The 20,500-nt window shown below is 65.2% G+C and carries 11 protein-coding genes and 1 pseudogene; 1 reads left to right on the top strand and 11 read right to left on the bottom strand.

The genetic code is table 11. The annotated features are described in order from the left end of the window. Nucleotides 1–30: 30 nt before the first annotated feature. The gene (locus M5C96_RS15040) at nt 31–786 is read left to right on the top strand and encodes an SDR family oxidoreductase (RefSeq protein WP_272563958.1); all 756 of its coding nucleotides are present in this window, start codon (nt 31–33) and stop codon (nt 784–786) included. Nucleotides 787–835: 49 nt separating this feature from the next. Here M5C96_RS15040 and M5C96_RS15035 read toward each other — a convergent pair whose 3' ends face one another. From M5C96_RS15035 to M5C96_RS14985, 11 genes and pseudogenes are all read right to left on the bottom strand, one after another. Then, on the bottom strand, nt 836–1,054 hold the full coding sequence (locus M5C96_RS15035) for a hypothetical protein (RefSeq protein WP_272563957.1): 219 nt from the start codon (nt 1,052–1,054) through the stop codon (nt 836–838). A 64-nt stretch (nt 1,055–1,118) separates the two neighbouring features. Beyond that, nucleotides 1,119–2,632: pseudogene (gene glgA, locus M5C96_RS15030) on the bottom strand (glycogen synthase GlgA); the annotation flags it as partial. Next, nucleotides 2,629–7,608, bottom strand: coding sequence for a malto-oligosyltrehalose synthase (locus M5C96_RS15025; RefSeq protein ID WP_272563956.1), 4,980 nt, complete (start codon nt 7,606–7,608; stop codon nt 2,629–2,631). The gene M5C96_RS15025 and the pseudogene glgA, both read right to left, overlap by 4 nt. Next, complete coding sequence (gene treZ, locus M5C96_RS15020; protein ID WP_272569730.1) at nt 7,605–9,404, bottom strand: malto-oligosyltrehalose trehalohydrolase; 1,800 nt, start codon at nt 9,402–9,404, stop codon at nt 7,605–7,607. The genes M5C96_RS15025 and treZ overlap by 4 nt, the downstream gene beginning before the upstream one ends. A gap of 14 nt (nt 9,405–9,418) precedes the next feature. After that, nucleotides 9,419–11,584, bottom strand: a complete 2,166-nt coding sequence (gene glgX / locus M5C96_RS15015) for a glycogen debranching protein GlgX (RefSeq protein ID WP_272563955.1) — start codon at nt 11,582–11,584, stop codon at nt 9,419–9,421. Beyond that, entirely contained in the window at nt 11,581–12,885 is a 1,305-nt protein-coding gene (gene glgC / locus M5C96_RS15010; protein ID WP_272563954.1) for a glucose-1-phosphate adenylyltransferase, read from the bottom strand. Before glgC ends, glgX begins: the two co-directional genes overlap by 4 nt. Before the next feature lie 540 nt (nt 12,886–13,425). Next, on the bottom strand, nt 13,426–13,959 hold the full coding sequence (locus tag M5C96_RS15005; RefSeq protein ID WP_272563953.1) for a MarR family winged helix-turn-helix transcriptional regulator: 534 nt from the start codon (nt 13,957–13,959) through the stop codon (nt 13,426–13,428). A gap of 306 nt (nt 13,960–14,265) precedes the next feature. Then, nucleotides 14,266–14,652 carry a response regulator gene (locus M5C96_RS15000; RefSeq protein ID WP_272563952.1) on the bottom strand — a complete coding sequence of 129 codons (387 nt, stop codon included), beginning with the start codon at nt 14,650–14,652 and terminating at the stop codon, nt 14,266–14,268. Between the two features lie 69 nt (nt 14,653–14,721). After that, entirely contained in the window at nt 14,722–16,944 is a 2,223-nt protein-coding gene (locus M5C96_RS14995; protein ID WP_272563951.1) for an ATP-binding protein, read from the bottom strand. Then, nucleotides 16,941–17,564 carry a biliverdin-producing heme oxygenase gene (locus M5C96_RS14990; RefSeq protein WP_272563950.1) on the bottom strand — a complete coding sequence of 208 codons (624 nt, stop codon included), beginning with the start codon at nt 17,562–17,564 and terminating at the stop codon, nt 16,941–16,943. The genes M5C96_RS14995 and M5C96_RS14990 overlap by 4 nt, the downstream gene beginning before the upstream one ends. Nucleotides 17,565–17,821: 257 nt before the next feature. Next, nucleotides 17,822–20,494: an ATP-binding protein gene (locus M5C96_RS14985; RefSeq protein ID WP_272563949.1), complete on the bottom strand. Its 2,673-nt coding sequence runs from the start codon at nt 20,492–20,494 to the stop codon at nt 17,822–17,824. Nucleotides 20,495–20,500 lie beyond the last annotated feature (6 nt).

Raw genomic sequence — 20,500 nt, 5'->3', positions numbered from 1 at the left:
CGTTGAAAAAAGTCGCATGAGGAATGGTCTATGAGTGATGTATCCAAAGTAGCCATCGTGACCGGCGGCGGGTCGGGCATTGGCAAAGCCGCTGCGTTGGCCTTGCTGAAGGACGGATGGCGTGTGGTCCTGGCTGGGCGCCGGGAATCGTTGCTGCATGCGGTGATTGCCGAAGCCAGTGCCGGGGGGCAAGCCTTGGCGGTTCCGACCGACGTTGCGGATCCCGTTGCGGTTAGGGCCTTGTTCGACCGAGCGGTGGAGGCCTTCGGACGAGTGGACTTGCTGTTCAATAATGCTGGCGTTGGCGCGCCGGCTGTGCCCATTGACGAGCTGCCGCTGGAGCAATGGCACAGGGTGGTCGGCACCAATCTCAACGGCATGTTCTATTGCCTGCAGCAGGCCTTTCGTGTGATGAAGGCGCAGCAGCCGCCAGGCGGTCGCATCATCAACAACGGTTCCATCTCTGCGCATGCTCCTCGCCCGCATTCAATCGCCTATACGGCCACGAAACACGCAGTTTCGGGACTCACCAAAACCGCGTCTTTGGACGGTCGGAAATACGATATTGCAGTGGGCCAGATCGATGTGGGGAACGCGGGAACGGAGCTTGCTCAGCGCATGACGCAGGGGGTGCAGCAGGCCAACGGGCAGATAGCGGCTGAGCCGCTGATGGACGTCCATATCGTGGGCCAGTCGGTGCTCTACATGGCCAATCTGCCCCTGGAGGCCAATGTCATGTTCCACACGGTGATGGCCACCAAGATGCCATTCGCGGGGCGTGGGTAGAACCTTCTGACCGATGCGCTGAGGCCGCAAGTTGCGGCCTCTCCTCCCGTTAAGCAACCGAAGGCGAAAGATTGCCGATGGTGAAGTCAGAGCAGCGAAGGGGCGTGTGGTTCATCGGTGATGAAGCAGTGCCTACCCGTTCCATGCCAAAGGAAATAGCGCTTTGCCCGGCTGAAGACTTGGTGGCATCGGCAGATGAAAAGGCCACGTTCTGCTCAGGACTGCGCTCTTGGTATGTGGACAGGAAGGGCCAGGATTTACGGGTCATTTCTATCTCCTAGAAAAGTGCAGGCGCCGGGTAGGCGATGCCTTGTTGCCAAACACTCGACAAGTATTTCCGCAGCCTCTTTCGCTTTTTGTAGGACAGAACAGAACGATGATCTCGGCCTGACGCTCAGGGCTGAAGCAATTGCCCGTACAGATCGGAATAGACCCTGGCCGATGCGTCCCAGCCGAAGGTTTGCCGCATTCCGGCGCGTTGAAGCGATTCCCAGGTGACGGGTGATTGCCATGCCGCGATGGCCCGCTGCACCGCTTCGTCAAACATTTCCTGGGTGGCGGCCGGCATGATGAATCCGGTGCCTGCCGACTGAGGTGAATCGGCGTCCACGACGGAGTCCGCGAGTCCACCCGTGTTCGTCACGATCGGTGGGGTTCCGTAGATCTGGCTGTACATCTGGTTCAGTCCGCATGGCTCGAATCGCGAGGGCATGAGGAAACAGTCCGCGCCCGCCTCGATCTGGTGGGCCAACGATTCATCAAAGCCCAGCGTCACGCTGATGTGCTCAGGGTGCAGGGCCGCCAGATGCGTGAAGCGGGACTGGATCGCAGCATCACCATTGCCCAAGACGACAAGCTGTGCCCCTTGCTGCACCAGACGCTCCGCGCCCTCCACCACGAGATCGACGCCTTTTTGCTGGGTGAGCCGTCCGACCAGACCGAACAGCATGCGGTTTTCCGCAGTATCCAGCCCGCATCGCTGGCGCAACGCGGTTTTGTTCAGCGCCTTGCCCGATGGGCTTTCCAAACTGTATGGCGCAGCGATGAGGGGATCGCTCGCCGGGTTCCATGCGTTCGTGTCGACGCCATTGAGAATGCCGTGCAATGCGTCGGCACGCTCCTGCAGCACCCCGTCCAAACCGAATCCAAGTTCGGGGCCCTGGATTTCGCGTGCGTATGTGGGGCTGACGGTGGTGATGGCGTGTGCAAAATTCAGGCCGGCTTTGAGCATCGACATGCCACCCCAGAATTCGACACCCGCGATGCCACGATGCTCCGGCGGAATCTCCAGCGCATCGCATGTCTGCATCGGAAAGATGCCCTGGAATGCCAGGTTGTGCACGGTGATGATGCTGCGTGCCACTGGGGCGCCGTCGGCCGTGGCACGCGCTTGCGCCAGATAGAACGGCGCCAACCCAGTGGGCCAATCGTTGGCATGCACGATGTCGGCCTGCCATCCACAGGGCGTGGCCTGTGTGCCCATCATGGCCGCGACGCGGCTGAGCAGACCAAAGCGCAGCGCGTTGTCATCGTGATCCGTACCGTTGGGTGCGCCGTAGGGCGTGCCAGCGCGTGCATAGAGTTGAGGGCACGAAAGCAGGTAGAGGATGAAGTCGTCTTCCTGGCGCAGTTGCAGCAATTGCGCTGCAGGCCAGGCACCCTGCGGCGCAATGGCAAACAAGCCGACGATCTGGCCAGTGATGGCCATATCGCCGTAGGCCGGCATGAGCAAGGCAACATCGTGCCCCAGGGCTGACAACGCACGGGGCAGGGCGGCACTGACATCGCCCAGCCCACCCGTTTTGACCAGTGGGGCGCATTCAGGCGTGACGAAGAGGACTTTCATTCGACGTCCTCGGGCACCAACACCACGAATGGCAAGGTACCGCCCTCTGGTTGCAATTCGCCCATCAGCATGTCCAGTTCCAGGCCTTCATCCTTGTCGGCTACCAGGGACACTCCCGTCATCCAGTTTTTCCACCTTGGAATTTTGTCCAAGGCAGGATGTACCGCGGCAAGCGCGACGCGGGTTCCACGCCAACCCATCGCGGTCAGCCCGTACAGCAACCGCGAGCAGACAACCACAATGGCTTTGCCTTCCCGGATGCGTGCAAACGCGACGGCATGTTCGGCGCTCGGCCCCTCCAGAGTCAGAGGAAGGTAGGTGGCGTTCAGGAACAGCTCCGGCATTTTCTGCCGCAACTGCAGCAGCCGCCATGTGACCAGTTGCTTGATCAGAGGCGCCGGAGATGCGCCTAGCATCTCTCGCCATGCGTCGGTCTTGGGATACCCCAGGGCGTAGTGCGAGCGCACCGTTTCCAGTGAACGCTCCAGTTCCGTGAAATCGACGGGCCTGCGGTTGTCCGGGTCCACGAGGCTGAAGTTCCACTGCTCGCAGCCTTGGTAGATGTCGGGCACGCCGGGGACCGTCAGCTTCAGCGCAAGCTGGCAAAGGCTATTGCGAAATCCATAGGGGGCGATGGACTGGACGAATTTCTCCAGTTCGCGCACGAAACGATCCGTAGAGAGCGCGCCGTCGATGTAGCGGTCAACGGCTGCCTCATAGGCCTCGTTGGGAAACAGCCAGTTGGTCGCCTGCTTGGCCTCGCGCATGGCTTTGACCATGTACTGCTTGGCGCGGTCTCGCAAGCCTATCCGCTCCTCCGCATCGGCGCCTTCTGCCGGCCAGATCCCGACCAGGGCTTGATAGAGCGCCCAGAGATCATGGGGGCTGGGAACCACTGCACCGTCGATCTCCGTCGTGAAACGGGTCCCGAGTTCGCGCAGTTGAATCGCCGTGTCTTCCCACAGCGCCGGAATCTCGGACAGCACGTTCAGGCGGGCGCGCAGATCTTCCGAGCGCTTGCTGTCATGCGTGGAGGTCGCCAGCAGCCCATGCGGCAATCGCCGCGACCGTTGCAGGTTGGCCTGATGGAATGCGGCGCCGGACAATCCGAAACGCCGCGGCTCCGAGCCGACATCGTTCAGCGACACCAGGCGCACATAGCGGTAGAACGCCGTATCCTCTACGGACTTCGCCATCACCGGCGCAGTGAACTGTTGCCAGCGGCGCAGGAACGCGCCCCGCAACGCGGGTAGGTGCTGGCCTTCCGTACCGACAAAGACGCCTTGCAGATACGCAAGCACGCCGCCCTCGGCGGTGCCCATGCGGCGACGTGCCGCCGCAATGGCCCATTCGATGTGTTGCCGATCCGTGTCGGACAGCCCCGTACCGTCGGGCGCGATGTAGGTGCGGTAGACGGGGAAGACGGCCGCCACCTCCGTCAGCGCGATGCGCAGTTGGTTGCGCGTGAAATCGCAGGTCTTGCGGTCGGTGCGGCTGATGCGGTAAAGCGTGTCTGCCAGCCACCCCAGGTCACTGAACAGCGAGGTTTCGATGATGTGCTTCTTGCACTCGTGCACCGCCTCTTCGAATTCCTTGCGATCGCCGGTGAAGGCGGAGTACGCGTCGTCAAAAGCCGCTTGAGAGGCCGGCTCGACGAATAGCCCATTGACCAGGCTGCTGAACCGGTACCCTGTGGCTCCATGCACGGGCCAATCCTGCGGCAGCGGCTCATGGTCGGCCAGGATCTTTTCCACGATGAGGTACAGTGCGCGGGGCTCCCGTCCCGCAGCGCGCGCCAGCGACGCATAGCGCTTTTGCAGCCGGTCGAAGTACTGGGCGGGGTCGGCCAATCCATCCGGATGGTCGATGCGCAATCCGGAGATCTTTCCCTCGGCCAGCCAGCGAAAGATGCAGGTGTGGGTCGACTCGAAGACGGCTGGGTCTTCCATGCGGACGGCAGCCAGGGAGTTGACGTCGAAGAATCGTCGGTAGTTGATGTCGTCGCCTGCCACACGCCAGTCCGCCAAGCGGTACGCCTGATCGCGCAGCAACTGGTCCAGCGCATCGAAGCTTTCCGGACTGTCCTTCTGGCCATTCCACTGCGTCAGAAGCGCTTCGATCCACTGCCGCACCCAGGGGTGCTCCCCCGCCAGTTCCGCAAGCCGGCGCTGATGCAGCGGTGTGTCCCGTTGGCGCACGGTGCGCTCGTTCTCGTCACTGGTATTGCGCGAAGGCAGATTGCCGAACGCATCCACCAACGATTGCATTTGCGCCAGGCTGTCGCCATCGCGTTCGCCTCCCGAAACCGGGGCCGGCACGGCTGCAAAAATGCGCGCGTAATGCTGTGGGTCGATGGGAAGCTCGTGGTCCCAATAGCGGATGCTGAATCGTCCGCCTTGCGGGTCGAATGCCACCTGAAGTTCGCCGGATTCGAGAACGCGGCCGTAATGACCGCCTAGCATCGGCAGGAGCACGCGCCCGTGCATTTCTGGCGCGGTCGGCTCCCACTCGATGTCGAAGGTGCCTGCATGGGCGGAGGCCCGCCCATGCTCGAGCACGTCCTGCCACCAGGGGTTGTTGGAATCCAGCACCCCCATGTGGTTGGGCACGATGTCGAGCACCTGGCTGAGCCCGTGCGCCTGCAGCGCTTCGCACAAGGCGGTGTGCGTGGCCTCCGATCCGACTTCGGGATTCAGACGGGTCGGGTCCACCACGTTGTAGCCGTGCGTGCTGCCCGGCGCGGCCTTGAGATACGGCGAGCTGTAGAGGTGGCTGATCCCCAGTGCATGGAGATAGGGCACGGCCCGGGTGACCTGCTCGAAGGTATTGCCTTCGTGGAATTGCACCCGGTACGTCGCCAGGGGAATATCGGCGGTGTCGAGCGGCGGCAGTGCCTCGCTGAAGGGCAGGGCTGCGCCGCCGCGCTCGGCGCGCATCGCGGCCGCAATGTCCGCAAAGCAGGGATGGGTCGCCAGCTTTTCCAGCGGCACGCTCAGGCGCCGGCGCCAGTTGGGCTGCATGGCCTCGGTGGAGCCCGGCACATTGACCTGCTCCAGTTGGCCTGTCACGTCTTCCAGTTGCACTGCCGCCAGCCAGCAGGGTGTTCTGGCGAGATAGCGATGCACTGCGGCCACGAAGTCCGCGTTGGCTTCGGGCACCGATTGCGGGTCCGCAGTGGCACCGCTCGGAAGCAGCCCTTCCTCGTTGAGCGCGATGAGCAATCTCACGCGGTCCTGGGCGCGCTCCATCAAGGCGCGGGCGTGGGCGTCCGGGGCGGACAGCCAGCCCAGGCGCGACTGCACCTCAATGTCTTCGGCCGCCCAAAACCCACGCAGTGTGGGCAGGTCATGCGTGCTGACCACTGCCAGGGCCTGATGAGGCCAATGGGCCGGCGTGCGGAACGCGCCGCCATCGGCACGTTCGAAAATCAAAGGCCGATAGGACAACAGCGTTTTGTGCGCCATGGCCTCCCGCATCTGCGGCGCGACGTTGCCCAGGTCTTCGCCGATCACCAGGCACTGGTGGCGATGGCTTTCGATGGACATGATGGCCAGCAAGGCGTCCAGAGGGTAGTAGACGTACGCACCGCCGTCTGCACTGGTCCAGAACAGGCGCATGAGCGCCATGACATGGTCCATCCGCAAGGCGCCGGCCGGGCGCATCACGCTGGTCAGCAATCGGCGCATGGGCAGGAAATGCGCCGCCGCGAGCGCACAGGGATTCATGGGAGGAAGGCCCCAATCCTGTCCCTGGTGATTGAGCGGATCCGGCGGAGCGCCTACGTTCATGCCACGCGCGTACAGGCCCTGGCCGGTCCAGGTCTCCGAGCCCCCGTCGTTCGCTCCGACCGCCAAGTCGCAATACAGACCCAGCGGCATCATCGAACGGGCCCGTTGGCTCACCCGATCGAGTTGTGTATGGGCCAGCCACTGCAGCCAGAAGCGGTACTGCACTTGATCCGCATGGTCCTGGGCAAAGGATTTCACCTCGGCACCCTGGGGGTCGCGCATCGCTTCGGGCCATGCAGGCCAACCCCAGACACTGGGGTCGATGGCGTTCAAATGGCACTGGATGGCCTCGTACAGCGCGTGTTGCCCGAGGATGTCGGCTTGACCCCTCATGAAGTCGCGGAAAGCCGCCGCTCGAGGCGAGTCGGTGCTCGATTCGCTGCGCTGGAACTCGTCCCACAGCAGCCCCAGCACCTCCTGCTTGGCGGCTGCGACTTCGGCATAGCGCACTTCGCTCGAAGCCCGCAACGCACCCAGCCGCTGCTGGAAAGCGGCGTCCGAGAACAGTGTCTGCGCAGCCGAACTGCGCATGAATTCAGGCACCGCCGCCACATCGATGAAGAGCGTGTTCAACGCCATCCGGCTTGACGGGCTATAGGGGCTTGCAGCCTCTGGCTGATCCGCGCGCAAGGCATGCAACGGGCTCAATCCGACGAAAGCCGCGCCTTGCCCGGCAGCAATGGACACGAGGTCCGCCAGATCGGTGAAATCGCCAATCCCCCAGTTTCGCTCCGAGCGCAGGGCGTACAGCTGGGCACTCAGGCCCCACCAGCGTTCGCCTTGCCGTAGGGGTTCCGGGGACCAGCAATGCTCGGGCGCCACGATGACCAGCCGTTCGGCCGATGCCCCCGGTGAATGGAGGGCGTAGAAGCCCATGGCCAGCGAAGCGGGCACCTCGGCGACGGTGCCTACGCCCTCGCACACCAGCGTGCGTTCCGCCGTCTCAGCGGTGAACAGGCGCCAGGGCCCTTCGTTGTGAAGCGGCACGGTGGCCGCGCTGCCCTCCGATACCAGCACGGGGGAGGGCACGGCGCTGGTATCTGCATGGCTTCCCATGGCGGCCAGCGCCCGCTCGATGACGGAGGCCGGCACGTCGCGGTGCTCGCCCCAGAAGCTGGTGTAGTTCAGTGCAATGCCGGCCAAGTGGGCGCGATGGCGCAGGGCTTCGCCGGGGGTAGGGTCCGTCATGCGTTGGGCTCCAGAAAACACCAACGGGCGGACCAAGGTGCCCATTGGGTCGTGTCATTGCTCCAGCGGTGTGAAAACCGCGGGGTTCCCTGCGGGCCGTCGGGTATCGGCGCCTCGACGGGCATTTCGCTCAGGTTGATATCCATCTGCCATTGCGCGCCATCGTCGTAATGCCACCGCACCTGCAGGCCGCGGGCGCCCACCACCCGGGCCACGTGGCCCCGTGGTACCAGCCGGTGCTGGCGTGGGTTGAGCCACTGCCTGCGCGCCGCGAGCGCCTCGCGCAGCAAGGCTTGCCGCGCCAGGCCTTGCGGGCTGTCGGCTTGCTGCCAGTCGAGGCGGCTGTGTGCGAAGGTGACCGCATCGCAAGGATCCGGAAGCGTGCCGCCTGGCGGGACTTCGTGGCCGAATTCGCGCAACCGGCCCTGGCGCACGGCATCGCGCAGTTCCCCTTCCCAATCGGCAAAGTAGAGAAACGGTGTCTGGGCGCCGAATTCATCGCCCATGAAGATCAGCGGCGTCGCCGGGCCCAGCAAAGTCAGCAGCATGGCCAGTTCGGAAGCGGGCGCTGGAACCAATTGCGATAGCCTTTCGCCGAACGCGCGATTGCCGACCTGATCGTGGTTACCGAAGAACTGGACCATGGTGGAAAGGGGCTCGGGCGCTGCAGCCACCACTTGGTGCCTGCGGCCTTGTCCGTCGCGATCGCTGTGGGCAAACACATAGCCGTTCGTCAGCGCGCGCGCCAACAAGGCGGTTGGCGCAGTGCCGTAGTCGCCGTAATAGCCCTGCGTTTCGCCAGTCAGCAGCACATGCAGTGCATGGTGAAAATCGTCATTCCATTGCGCGTCATAGCGAGAGGGCTGGGGACTGGGGTCCAGATGCTCCGGCTGGTTCTTCTCGTTTTCGAGGACGAGGTGTACATGCCGGCCAGCGCATGCAGTTCGCACGCGCTGCGAAAGTTCTGCGAGAAAGTCGGGCTCGCTGTCGTCGATGATGGCGTGCACCGCGTCCAGGCGGAGTCCGTCGAACCGGAATTCCTCGATCCAGTACATCGCGTTGTGGATGAAGAATTCACGCACGGGCCCGCTCTGGGCGCCGTCGAAGTTGATGGCGGCGCCCCAAGGGCTGGTGTGCTTTTCAGAAAAGAACTGCGGTGCGTAGAGGCCGAGGTAGTTTCCGTCCGGTCCGAAGTGGTTGTAAACCACGTCGAGCATCACCATGAGGTCCAGCGCATGCGCCCCATCGATGAAGCGTTTGAGGTCATCGGGGGTTCCGTAGTCAGGGTGCGGAGCGAAGGGCAGCACGCCGTCATACCCCCAGCCGAACCGGCCCCCGAAGCATGCCAGGGGCATCAATTCCACTGTGGTGATGCCCAGGTCTTTCAGGCGCGGCAACTGCTGCAGCGCGGCTTGCAGGGTGCCTTCGGGCGTGAACGTGCCCACATGCAGTTCATACAGAACCACCTCGCTCCAGGGCCGCCCTTGCCAGTCCACCTGCCAGTCGAAGTCCTTGGCATCGGTGATCTCGCTGGCGCCATGCGGGCCGTGGGGATTGCTGCGCGAAGCTGGGTCCGGCATCAGCGGGCCACCGTCCACCTGCCACTGATAGCGGGTGGCGCGAGAGGCTGCTTGCAACTCCACGTGCCACCAGCCATTCGGACGGGACTGCGCCGGGAGCGGCATCATGGGCGACGCTGGCGCCGTGCCATGGTGCAAAACCACTTCGCGGGCGTTGGGCGCCCAAAGGCTGAATCCGGCGCCGCCGTCGGCCGTGAGCCGGGCGCCGAACGGCATGTCATGCCGGTACTTCATGACAGGTCGGCGCGTGAGGGTGTGGTCAGAACGGCCATGGAATGCGGTTGCAGCGTCCACTGCCCGCCCGCAGGGATGTCTGTCGCGTCGGCTGGTGGCACGGCAGCGGTGCGGGTGTCCACTCGCACGGTCCAGACGCGGCCATGCTCGTCCTGAGGCAGGGTGAAGACCGCATCGGCAGGGGTCGCATTGAACAGCAACATAACCGACTCGCTGTCGCCGTGGCCCTCCATCAGCGCTGCTACGCAGCGCACCTGGGGATCTTCCCATTCCTCCTGGGTCATCGCCAGGCCCCAGACGCTGTGCCAGTTCAGGGCCACGCAAGCAGGGTGTCCGGTGGTGCCTGCCGGATGCACGGCAGGACGCAACACAGGCAATGCATGCCGTAGTGCCAGCAGGGCCCGGGTGAATCCCATCAGCTCCGCCTCGCTCGTAGCCTGATTCCAGTCGTACCAGGACAGGGCGCTGTCCTGGCAGTAGCCGTTGTTGTTGCCGTGCTGGGTGCGGGCCATCTCGTCGCCGCCCAACAGCAAGGGCGTGCCGTGCGAGACGAACAGAGTGGCGATGAAATTGCGCATCTGGCGCGCGCGCAGGGCCTGGATTGCGGGATCGTCCGACGGGCCTTCGGCACAGCAGTTCCAACTGCGGTTGTGGTTTTCACCGTCGCGGTTGTCTTCCTTGTTCGCGTCGTTGTGCTTCTCGTTGTAGCTCACCAGGTCGGCCAGACTGAAGCCGTCATGCACCGTCACGATGTTCACGCTGTCCACCGGCGGTCGCTTGCGCGCGGCGAGCATGTCGGCGCTACCGCAAAGGCAGGCGGCGAACGAGGGCAGGCTGCTGTCGGCGTTGCGCCAATAATCGCGCACGGCGTCGCGGTAGCGGCCATTCCATTCCATCCATCCCACCGGGAATCCGCCCACCTGGTAGCCGTCCGGGCCCAGGTCCCACGGCTCGGCAATGAGCTTGACACCCGACAGCACGGGGTCTTGCGCCACGGCTGCGAAAAAGGCGGCACGGTGCGTGAAAGCGCCGGTGGGGTCACGGCCCAGTGCACAGGCCAGGTCGAAGCGGAAACCATCCACGTGCATTTCCGTCACCCAGTAGCGCAGGCTGTCGAGCACCAGGCGCAACGCGGCCGGGCTGGTGGTATCCACCGTGTTGCCGGTGCCGGTGTAGTCCACGTAGTAGCGCGCGTCTTCCGGAGACAGCCGGTAATAGGCCGCGTTGTCGATGCCCTTGAAGCTGATGGTGGGCCCCAAGTGATTGCCTTCTCCCGTGTGGTTGTAGACCACGTCCAAAATCACCTCCAGCCCAGCAGCGTGTAGCGCCTTCACCATGGCCTTGAATTCGTCCACGCCGCCGTCTGACTTGGAGGCGCTGTAGCGTGGCTCCGGCGCGAAGAACGCAACGGTGTTGTAGCCCCAGTAGTTGGTGAGGTCGTTGTCCACCAGCCGCTTGTCGTCCAGAAATGCCTGGACAGGCAACAGCTCCACGCTGGTGATTCCCAGCTCGCGCAGGTGGGCAATGGCGGCATCGCTGGCCAGTCCGGCATACGTGCCTCGCAGGGGCTCGGGCACGCCGGGCATGGTCTGGGTAAAGCCCTTCACATGCACTTCGTAGAACACGGTGTCTTTGGCAGAAACGCGGGGTGGCGCATCGTCACCCCAGTCGAAACGCGATTTGACGACGCGGCATTTGGGCGCCACCGCACCGTTGTCCACGGTGCTGGGCTGCAGGTCTTCTTCTTCCTGATCCAGTTCGTAGCCGAATTGCTCCGCATGGCCGAGCACCGGCCGATCGAGGGCGAGCGCGTACGGGTCCAGCAACAGTTTCGCGGGGTTGAAGCGATGTCCGTTGCCAGGCTCGTAGGGGCCGTGCACCCGCAGTCCGTACTTCTGACCGACCTTCAACCCCTTCACCAATCCGTGCCACGTGTCCCGGCTCATGCAGGGCAGCGTGATGCGCGCCGTTTCCTGATCGTCCTCGGAGAACAGGCAGATCTCCACCTTTTCGGCCGATGGCGCATAGACGGCGAAGTTCACGCCGTGCCGGCTCGCCGTGGCCCCCTGCGGCCAGTGGCGGCCCGGCTCCACGGTATAACGGACTTTCTTGTGGCGGGATGCAACGGGAGCGGAAGGCGTATTCATCAGGTCGGGTTTCATGCGGCTACTTTGCGGTCGCTTTCGGGGGCCATAGGGGCCGGTGGCCGGGCACGGCCGATGCTGGGGGTGTTGGTGCCGGAATCCTGCTGGGTCGTGAAGAACTTGCGTGGGACCACCACGATGCCGCTTTCGGTGACATGGAAGCGCTTGCGGTCTTCTTCCAGATTGAAGCCGATGCGTTCATGGGCGGGCACGTCGTTGTCCTGGTCGATGATGGCGCGCCGGATCTGGGCACCGCGGCCGATGCGGGTACGCTCCATCACGATGCAATGCTCCAGACGGGCATCGCGCTCGACGACGACCGAACGGCGCAGCATGGTATGGTTGAGCGAGGCCCCGTCCACGATGCTGCCCGAACCCACCACCGAGCGGTGGATCACGCCATTTTCGATCTGGGCGGATTCCGCCTGGTCGGGGCTGGCGTAGATCGGCCACTGGCGGTTGGTCATGCGAAAGCGCGGCGTCGCGCCCAGCGTGTCGAAGTGGGCGTCGAAGTACGAATCGATGGTGCCCACATCGCGCCAGTAGCCGTGCTCTTCGTAGGGCTCGGTTCCGGGGATGGTGTTGGTGTCGAAGTCATAGGCCATCAGGCGGTGCGACTCCAGCATGGTCGGCAGGATGTGCTTGCCGAAATCGCTGTCACCGGTCTCGTGCGCTTTCTTGAGTGCGTCGAGCAGCACGTCCGCATTGAAGAGGTAGTTGCCCATGGAGGCCAGCGCATGGGTGGGACTGCCGGGCATGGGGTGCGTGGATTTCGGCTTCTCGACGAACTGCGTGATGCGGTGGTTCTCGTCCGTTTCGACGATGCCGAATTGGTCGCACTGCGACAGCTTCACCGGCAGCGTGGCCACGCTGACATCGGCGTTGTTGGCCACGTGGAAGTCGATCATCTGGCGCACGTCCATGCGATAGATGTGATCCGCTCCGAACACCGCGACGATGTCGGGCCGGAAGCTTTCGATCAGGTGGATGTTCTGGTAGACCGAATCGGCCGTGCCTTGGAACCATTCGGGGCCGTTGCGCATCTGGGGCGGCACCACCGTCACGAAATGCTCGGGAATGAAGCGGGCCATGGTCCACGACTGGCGGATGTGCTCGATGAGCGACTGCGACTTGTACTGCACCAGCAGGTAGATGGAAAAGATTTCCGAGTTCACCAGGTTGGACAGGACGAAGTCCACGATGCGGTGCTTGCCGTTGAACGGCACGGCCGGCTTGCAGCGCTCCGCGGTTAGCGGATGAAGGCGGGAGCCTTCACCGCCGGCCATGACGATGGCGAGGACATTTTTGGTGCGTGACATGGTGGGAACTCCCAGATGGATCAGACGTGGAAAGGTGAGGTGGAGACAATCAGGGTGGGCTGCGGAGATCGACATCGGAACGCGGGGATACTGGGCAGCCCGGTGGCTGCCAGCACATGCGCCATGCGGATCGATCCGGGCCATCCTCCTCTTGCATCCCTTTTCACGCGCGACGGAGCCCGGCTCGGAGCCTTGCCTGGAAGGCAGGGGGCTCCGGAGGCCGGGTCATGGATGGAGTTGGGGTGCATGCAGGTGGTCCTGGACGCATCTTCTGTTGCGATGCAACAAGAGGTTGCAGGAAGTTCTTACCTGCCTATGTAGGCACTTGCCTACATGGTTCTGCGGTCTTGCCACGGTGCCTGGTCCGGGCGCCGGCACGGCTGCGAATTGTCACGGCCACCATCGCAGCGGACACCCGCGCTGGTGTCACATGCCGCTTAAGCGGCTACGCGTCGGGGACGCCAGCGTACAGCCGGATCTCGCGTACGGCGAATGGCGTGCTGGCCGTGGCCTTCTGGATGTTTGCTATTTAATTGATAGCTATATGCCGTTGATATTGTTGCGCTGGTGGCCGATGGGGGCACGAGTCGCCTGCCGCTGGGCTGCCCGCGCCTGCTCCTCGCTGGCCGACTGCGCGCCGGGGCTGACGCGCTGCAGCAACTCCAGCAGCAGCGCCCATTCGGCCGGCGAGTACAGCTGGCGCATGCCTGCTTCCATCTCCAGCGAAATGGCATGCGCGTGCCGGGCAATGGACAGGCCCTCGGCCGTGAGGCGGATGGCCTGTGCCCGGCGATCGGTGGGATTGCGCTCGCGCACCAGCAGGCCCCGGCTCTGCAGTCGGCTCACCACCAGGGTGAGGTTGGGCGCACTCAGGTTGAGCGCCTGCGCCAGCTGCCGTTGGGACAATCCTTCGCCGGGCATGAGCAGCATCAACAGGGAAAATTCGACGGTGCGCAATTGCATGGGCTCGCCGATCGCCTGGAAAAAGGCGCGGTTGGCCGCTACCCGTGCCTGTGCCAGGGCGTAGCCGAGCAGGTGTTGGACGGTGGATGGATCGACGGGAGATTCATGCATGGAGGGTTTCCGGGCGGTCGAGTGTAAGAGTCCTCGCAATCCCTGCCAGTCCAGCACAAGACACCTGAACGGATTGCTCTGACACTCGGGGCAGCCCTGGCCTCGTGGGCCAAAGCCGCTGTTTTATGGGTAAAGGCGAAGTGCTTGGCGGCGGCTGGAGCCCCTGAAGCCCGCACATTCCCCGACATTCACGTGCACTCGCCATGGAGCGAGGCATTATCGCCACGCGCATGCCGGCCGACGGTTGGTTGGCTTGTCGCAGCATGGCCGCGTGTGCCCGGGTGGAGCGGGGTCGTCAGCTATCCGTCAGCGCTCTGCGTCGCCTTGCTGGTCCAGCTGGGCTGCGCAGGCAGCGATCAGGGCGTCGAACGCATCGAAGGCCAGCGGTTTGGCCAGCACGTGATCGAAACCGATCAACTGCGCCCGGTCCGAAACGCCCAATCCCGTGATGGCGATCGCGATGCAGGGCCGGCCGGCCGCTGCAGCGCGCAGTTGCGGAACGAGCTGGGTGCCGAGCATGTCGGGCAGTTGCTGGTCCACGAGGAACAGCGAGGCGGGGCGCTGCGCCATATGCTGCAGCGCTTCGCTGCCGCTGTGGGCGACGCGCACCGTGTAGCCCTGCAGATCGAGCAGGTCGCTCAGCAGTTCGGAGGCATCGCGGTTGTCGTCAATGATGAGAATGTCTGCAGGCATGCGGGGCTTCGCTGACGGTACAGTGTTTTTTTAAAGACCATCGAACGATCAAGTCCAATAGTCTTCTTCTTAAGCCTCTATTGTGCCCGGCCTCTGCACCGGCAACCGGACCGAAAAGACAACATGGGGGGCGCGGTATTCGTACCCGATGCTGCCCCCGTGCCCCTGGACGATCTGGTGGGCGATGTACAGCCCCAGTCCCATCCCCGACCGATTGCGCGCGTTGCCGACCGAAGAGGCCTTGAACGGGCTGAACAGATTGCGGGCGATGTCTTCCGGAATGGGGGCGGCGACATTGCGCACGGCGATCTCGTGCCATTCACCAGTGGCGCTGGCATGCACCTCGATGGGATGTCCGCTCTGGCCATGGTGCCGCGCGTTGCCGATCAGGTTGACGACCACCTGGGCAATGCGATCGGCATCGACCTGGGCTTTCAGGGCAGCGGGGATGGTGCCCACGATCTCGGTGCCGGGGTGCGCCGTGCGGGCCTCGTCGATGAGGTCGTTCAACAGGGCGACCAGATCCACGTCCGTGCGCTGCAGATCCAGTCCCAGGCCGCTCTGCAGGCGCGACATGTCCATCACCTGGCTCACCAGCCGCTGCATGCGGCTGCTGGAGGACTGGATGCGCTGGCCGATCCTGCCGGCCCGCCCGCCGTCGGTGCCGCCCTGTTCGAGCACGCGCGCGGCCATGCTGATGGAGTGCAGCGGGTCACGCAGATCGTGGCCCAGCACGGCCATCAGCTGGTTGCGCGTGCGGTTGATCTCGGCGGTGCGCGCGTTCTGCACGCGCACGAGTTCGTCCATCAACTGCCGGGCGGCGTCCAGTTCCAGCGTGCTCCAATGCTCGGCGGTGGACCGGACGGTTTCCTTCCACAGATCGAACGAGCCGCGCGGGGTGAGCCGCGGTCCCAGGGGGCCATGGCGAATGTCCTTGTCTGGCTTGCCGCCCCAGTGGATGGTCTCGATCTGCTCCTTGCGAAGAAAGATCAACCAGCCGTTGCGGTCCCGGTCGAAAGGAATGCCCAGCACGCCGCACCAGGGCGACGTCACGGCGGCCAGGTCGGGTGCAAGCTGCGGCAGCGACTGGGTCTGGAACAGGCGCTGCCGGTCCTGGACCGGCTCGGCGGCCAGCCATTGCACGATGGCGCTGCCCGCCGCTTCCGACACCTCGCCGAAAACGGTCAGCTTCGCGCCATGGGCCACCAGCGCCGCATCGGCCTGCAAGATGGCGGCCATCTCGGCCGTGTGCTGGGTCAGGGCGGTGAATTCGTCGTCCGCGTGCAGCAACTCTTCGATGAGGTGGGTGCGCGCACCGGCCAGTTGCTGCAAGCGGTCCGCCTGGGAGCGCGAGAGCGTGCTCTGAATGTTGGCCGACAGCACCTGGGCGATCACGTCGCAGGCCATGCGCACGCTGTAGGGCACCTGGCGCGGACCCATGTGGTGGCAGGCGATCAGGCCCCAGAGCTGTTCGTTGATCACGATGGACACGCTCATCGAGGCACCCACGCCCATGTTGGACAGGTATTCGATGTGGATCGGCGACACGCTGCGCAGGATGCTGCCGCTCAGGTCCAGCGGGGGCGCGCCGGCCTCCTGCAGCAGGGGCACCGCGGCCGAGCGCACGTCGGCGATCAGCCGCAGGGTGTTGGCCACGTAGAGCCGGCGTGCCTGCGCTGGAATGTCGCTGGCCGGATAGCGTCGGCCCAGGTAGGGGTCGAGCGTGTCGACACACGATTCGGCGGCCACTTCGCCGCTGCTGTCGTGGCGAAAGCGATAGGCCATCACCCGGTCGAAGCCGGTCAGGGCCCGCAGTTCTTCGGTGGCCAGCTGCAGAAGTTCATCGATGGCCCGGGGCCGGCGCAGCTTTTCCATCGCGCGGTGGGCCTGCACGGCAAAGCCTGCCAGCTCGCTGTGGGTCTGGTGGCGCAGTTCGAATTCGGCGACCAGCATCGCGCTGCCGACATGCAGCACCACGTCGAACTGGCGGTCTTCCACCTGCAGCTCGCTGGGCATGGGCACATCCCGCTCGCCCCGCAGCGCCTGCAGGCCGTCCTGCAGGAGCGCGGCAATCAGCGGGCACACGGTGCCCGGGTTTTCGGGCAGGGGCTCGCCCACGGTCACGCCGCAGTGCAGAAGGGCCTGCACGTTGGCGCCGACATGGCGGACCACGCCTTCGCGGTCTACCGCTATCAGGGTGCCGTGGCTCTGGATGCTGCCCGGCACGTGGATGGGCTCGCGGTCGCAGTTGTCCAGCGTGGTGGTGGTGCCGGGTGTGAATGACTGGATCATGCAAGCACCCCCTGGCCCTGCAACTGTTGCCGCAGGCCATCGAAGCCGGCGCGTGCGCCGGCGCAGGCCGCCTGGATATCGAAATGGCTCTGCACGTGGGTATCGAGCAGCCTGGTGAAATGTTTCCAGCGCAAACCCGTGCCGGCACCCAGGCCCTGCAAATAGCGCAGCGGATGCGGCGCAAAGCGGGGCGCCAGGCGCTGGTACAGAAACTGGCCGCCCAATTGCGAGCCTTCCACCACATAGGCCAGGCCCCAGCAGACGGCGGCATGGCCTGGCGCCCCGAAGGCGGAAAACGCCTGCGCCGCCATCTCCTGCGTGCAGCCGCTGATATCACCGAAGCCGTCTTCGGCTTGTGCCGGCGCGGTGTGCGTTGCCAGCCAGTCCGCGTGCAAGGCGTGCAGGCGGGCGGAGCGCGCAAAGTCGAAACCGGGCACCAGCGACTCCAGGGCCGCCAGATGCGGCTGCAGCGCCGTGAGCCAGGCGCTCAGCGCCAGGGTGTGGTGGCGGTAGTCTTCCAGGCTGGCATCGGCCCTGCCGAGCGGCAGGCTGGCATCCAGCTGCGCGTGCGATTCCTTCGTGGTTCGTCGCAGCGCCGAAAGGCAGTCGGTCTCCGGCACCGGGGTGCCGGAAGGGAGAGGGGATCGCTGTGACACGGAAGAAGGGCAGGGGATCGGGATGGGCAGAAAAGACTGCAGCAAGATTTTAGGGGCTGGATCTGCCCATGGCAGCGGGCAGGTTAACCGTCTGTTTTGTGCCTGCAACACCTGTGCTTGCAGAGGGCGGGGACGGTACGGCCCGAGGCCGTCGCTGCGGCGGCAGCGATGGCGAACCCCGTGCCTGTCGGCTGCAGTGGGATGGCTCAACGGGCAGGACCTCAGGGCGGGGCGATGAGCCCTTGCACCCGGCGCGCGAGCGCGTCCAGCGTGAAGGGCTTGGTGAGCACCTGCATGCCCCGCTCCAGGTGGCCGTTGCCCACGGCCGCGTTCTCGGCGTAGCCGGTGATGAACAGGATTTTCAGGTCCGGCCGGTAGACCCGGCCGCTGTCGGCCATCTGCCGCCCGTTCATTCCACCGGGCAGGCCCACGTCGGTGATCAGAAGGTCGAGGTGGGTGCTCGATTGCAGCACCAGCAGCCCCGATGCCCCGTCCTGCGCTTCGATGGTGTCGTAGCCCATCTCCTGCAGCACCTCCACCACCAGCGACCGCACGCTCGGCTCGTCGTCCACCACCAGCACGGTGCCCGAGCCCTGGCCTCCCGCGATCGACGGCGCCGAGGGCAGGTCGATGTCCTGGGCCGGCGCCTCGTGCCGAGGCAGGTAGATGCACATCGTCGTGCCCATGCCGGGCTCGGAATAGGCGCGCACCTGGCCGCCGGACTGCCGCGCGAATCCATAGACCATCGACAGCCCCAGGCCCGTGCCCATGCCGATCGGCTTGGTGGTGAAGAAGGGCTCGAACACGCGGTGGATGATCTCGGGCGCCATGCCGGTGCCGGTGTCGGTCACGCACAGCGACACGTACTGGCCCGGGGGCAGGTCGCGGTCCAGGGAGGCACGCTCGTCCATCCACTTGTTGGCGGTCTCGATGGTGAGCCGGCCGCCGCCCGGCATGGCGTCGCGCGAGTTGATGCACAGGTTGAGCAGGGCGCTTTCCAGTTGGTGGGGGTCCACGTGCGTGGTCCACAGGCCGACGGCGCCCACCACCTCCAGCTCGTTTTCAGGCCCGATGGTGCGCCGGATCAGCTCTTCCATGCCCTTCACGAGCCGGTTCACGTCCGTGGGCTTGGGGTCCAGTGTCTGCCGGCGCGAGAAGGCCAGCATGCGGTGGGTGAGCGAGGCGGCCCGCTTGGCGGCGCCCTGGCCGACGCTCACATAGCGCTCCAGGTCGTCGTAGCGGCCCTGGCCCACGCGGCGGTGCAGCAGTTCCAGGCTGCCCGTGATCGTGGCCAGCAGGTTGTTGAAGTCGTGCGCGAGCCCGCCCGTGAGCTGCCCCACGGCCTCCATCTTCTGCGACTGGCGCAGCGCCTCCTGCGCGGCTTCGCGCTCGCGCGATTCGGTGGTGAGTCGCGCGAGCGCGTTCTCGACCTCCTGGGTGCGCTCGACCACGCGCGCTTCCAGGTGGCTGTTCAGCGCGCGAAGCTCCTGTTCAGCCACCACCTTTTCCGTCACGTCGTAGCCCTCGGCGAACACGCCGGTGACCTCGCCCTGGCCGTCGGTGGTGGGTTGGTAGATGAAATCCAGGTAGCGCTCGGCCAGCGGCATGCCGGGCTTTTGCTGGATGAGGACCTTGAGGCCCTGGGCCAGGTACGGCTGCCCGGTGCGGTAGACCTCGTCCAGCAGTTCGTACAGCCCCTGGCCTTCCAGCTCGGGCAGGCCTTCGCGCACCGTCTTGCCTTCCACGCTGCGGTGCCCGATCAACTGCACATAGGAGTCGTTGACGAACTCGAACACATGCTCCGGGCCGCGCAGCACGCACATGAAGCCGGGCGCCTTCTGGAACAGGCTGCGCAGGCGATCGCGTTCCGCCGTGCTTTCCTCCAGCACCCCGGCGCTGGCCAGGCGCGAGGCGATCTGACCGGCCAGCAGTTGCACGAACGCCATGGCCTCACCGTCGTGCATGGGCCGATGGGGGTTGGCCCCGCAGACCATGAACCCCGCCGACCGCGCGCCGCCCTGGGCCGGCAGCGCCACGACGAACGCCGCCCGCGCCGGCGTATCCCAGTCGCCGGTGGGCACGTCGTCCACCGCATCCAGCGGCACGGCGAAGGCCACGTCGCCAGCTTGCAGGCGGTGGACCTGCCACGGCTCCCGGGAGTTCATATCCAGCACGGTGGGCGCCAGTCGATGGCCCTGTTCGATGCCTGCGTTGCAGCTCAGACGGGCCACGCCCGAGGGTTCGTACAGGTAGACGAGTGAAAACGGCAGGTCCCGTTGGGCCTGGCCCATCCGCTCGCAGGCGGTGTCGAGCACAGCCCGGCGGCTGTTGACCGCCGACAGCGCCGCGCCCAGTTCGCGCAGCAGGCGCAGGCGCCGCTCGTTGAGCACGCGGCCCGTGTCTTCCGATACCGCGCAGAACAGGCCGAAGACCTGGCCGTCGTCGCCGTGCAAGGGGCTGTACGAAAACGTGTGGTACGTCTCCTCCAGGTAGCCCGCGCGGTCCAGCAGCAGCATGAGCGAGTCGTCCCAGGTGGACTCGGCCCGCTCGTACACGGCGTGCATGCGGCCCTTCACCTGGTCCCAGATCTCCGCCCAGACCTCGGCGGTCGGGCGCGCGAGCGCTCGCGGGTGCTTGGCCCCCAGCGTGGGGCGATAGGCGTCGTTGTAGAAGAAAGCGATGTCCGGCCCCCAGCCCAGCCACATCTCGAAGCGCGAGGTGAGCAGGATGCGCAGCGCCACTTTCAGCGGCTCTGGCCAGAACGCCGGCGATCCGAGCGGGGTGGCCTCCCAGTCGTGGGCGCGCATGAGCTGCGCCATCTCGCTGTCCCCGACGAAGATGTGCGCGAAGCGGTCGCTGTCTGCGGTGGTGGCGGTGGCAGGGGAGGGGGTCATGCAAAA

The organism is Acidovorax sp. GBBC 1281 (assembly GCF_028473645.1).
Taxonomy (GTDB): Bacteria; Pseudomonadota; Gammaproteobacteria; order Burkholderiales; family Burkholderiaceae_C; genus Paracidovorax.
Note: the sequence above shows the minus strand (reverse complement) of the source record. Positions and strands in the feature narration are given on the sequence as shown.

Excerpts from the sequence above, each read along its gene's own strand:
- M5C96_RS15000 (WP_272563952.1), bottom strand. The coding sequence starts at position 14,652 with ATGCCTGCAGACATTCTCATCATTGACGACAACCGCGATGCCTCCGAA.
- M5C96_RS14985 (WP_272563949.1), bottom strand. The coding sequence starts at position 20,494 with ATGACCCCCTCCCCTGCCACCGCCACCACCGCAGACAGCGACCGCTTC.
- M5C96_RS15035 (WP_272563957.1), bottom strand. The coding sequence starts at position 1,054 with ATGACCCGTAAATCCTGGCCCTTCCTGTCCACATACCAAGAGCGCAGT.
- glgX (WP_272563955.1), bottom strand. The coding sequence starts at position 11,584 with ATGAAACCCGACCTGATGAATACGCCTTCCGCTCCCGTTGCATCCCGC.
- M5C96_RS15040 (WP_272563958.1), top strand. The coding sequence starts at position 31 with ATGAGTGATGTATCCAAAGTAGCCATCGTGACCGGCGGCGGGTCGGGC.
- glgC (WP_272563954.1), bottom strand. The coding sequence starts at position 12,885 with ATGTCACGCACCAAAAATGTCCTCGCCATCGTCATGGCCGGCGGTGAA.
- M5C96_RS15025 (WP_272563956.1), bottom strand. The coding sequence starts at position 7,608 with ATGACGGACCCTACCCCCGGCGAAGCCCTGCGCCATCGCGCCCACTTG.
- treZ (WP_272569730.1), bottom strand. The coding sequence starts at position 9,404 with ATGCCGTTCGGCGCCCGGCTCACGGCCGACGGCGGCGCCGGATTCAGC.
- M5C96_RS14995 (WP_272563951.1), bottom strand. The coding sequence starts at position 16,944 with ATGATCCAGTCATTCACACCCGGCACCACCACCACGCTGGACAACTGC.
- M5C96_RS15005 (WP_272563953.1), bottom strand. The coding sequence starts at position 13,959 with ATGCATGAATCTCCCGTCGATCCATCCACCGTCCAACACCTGCTCGGC.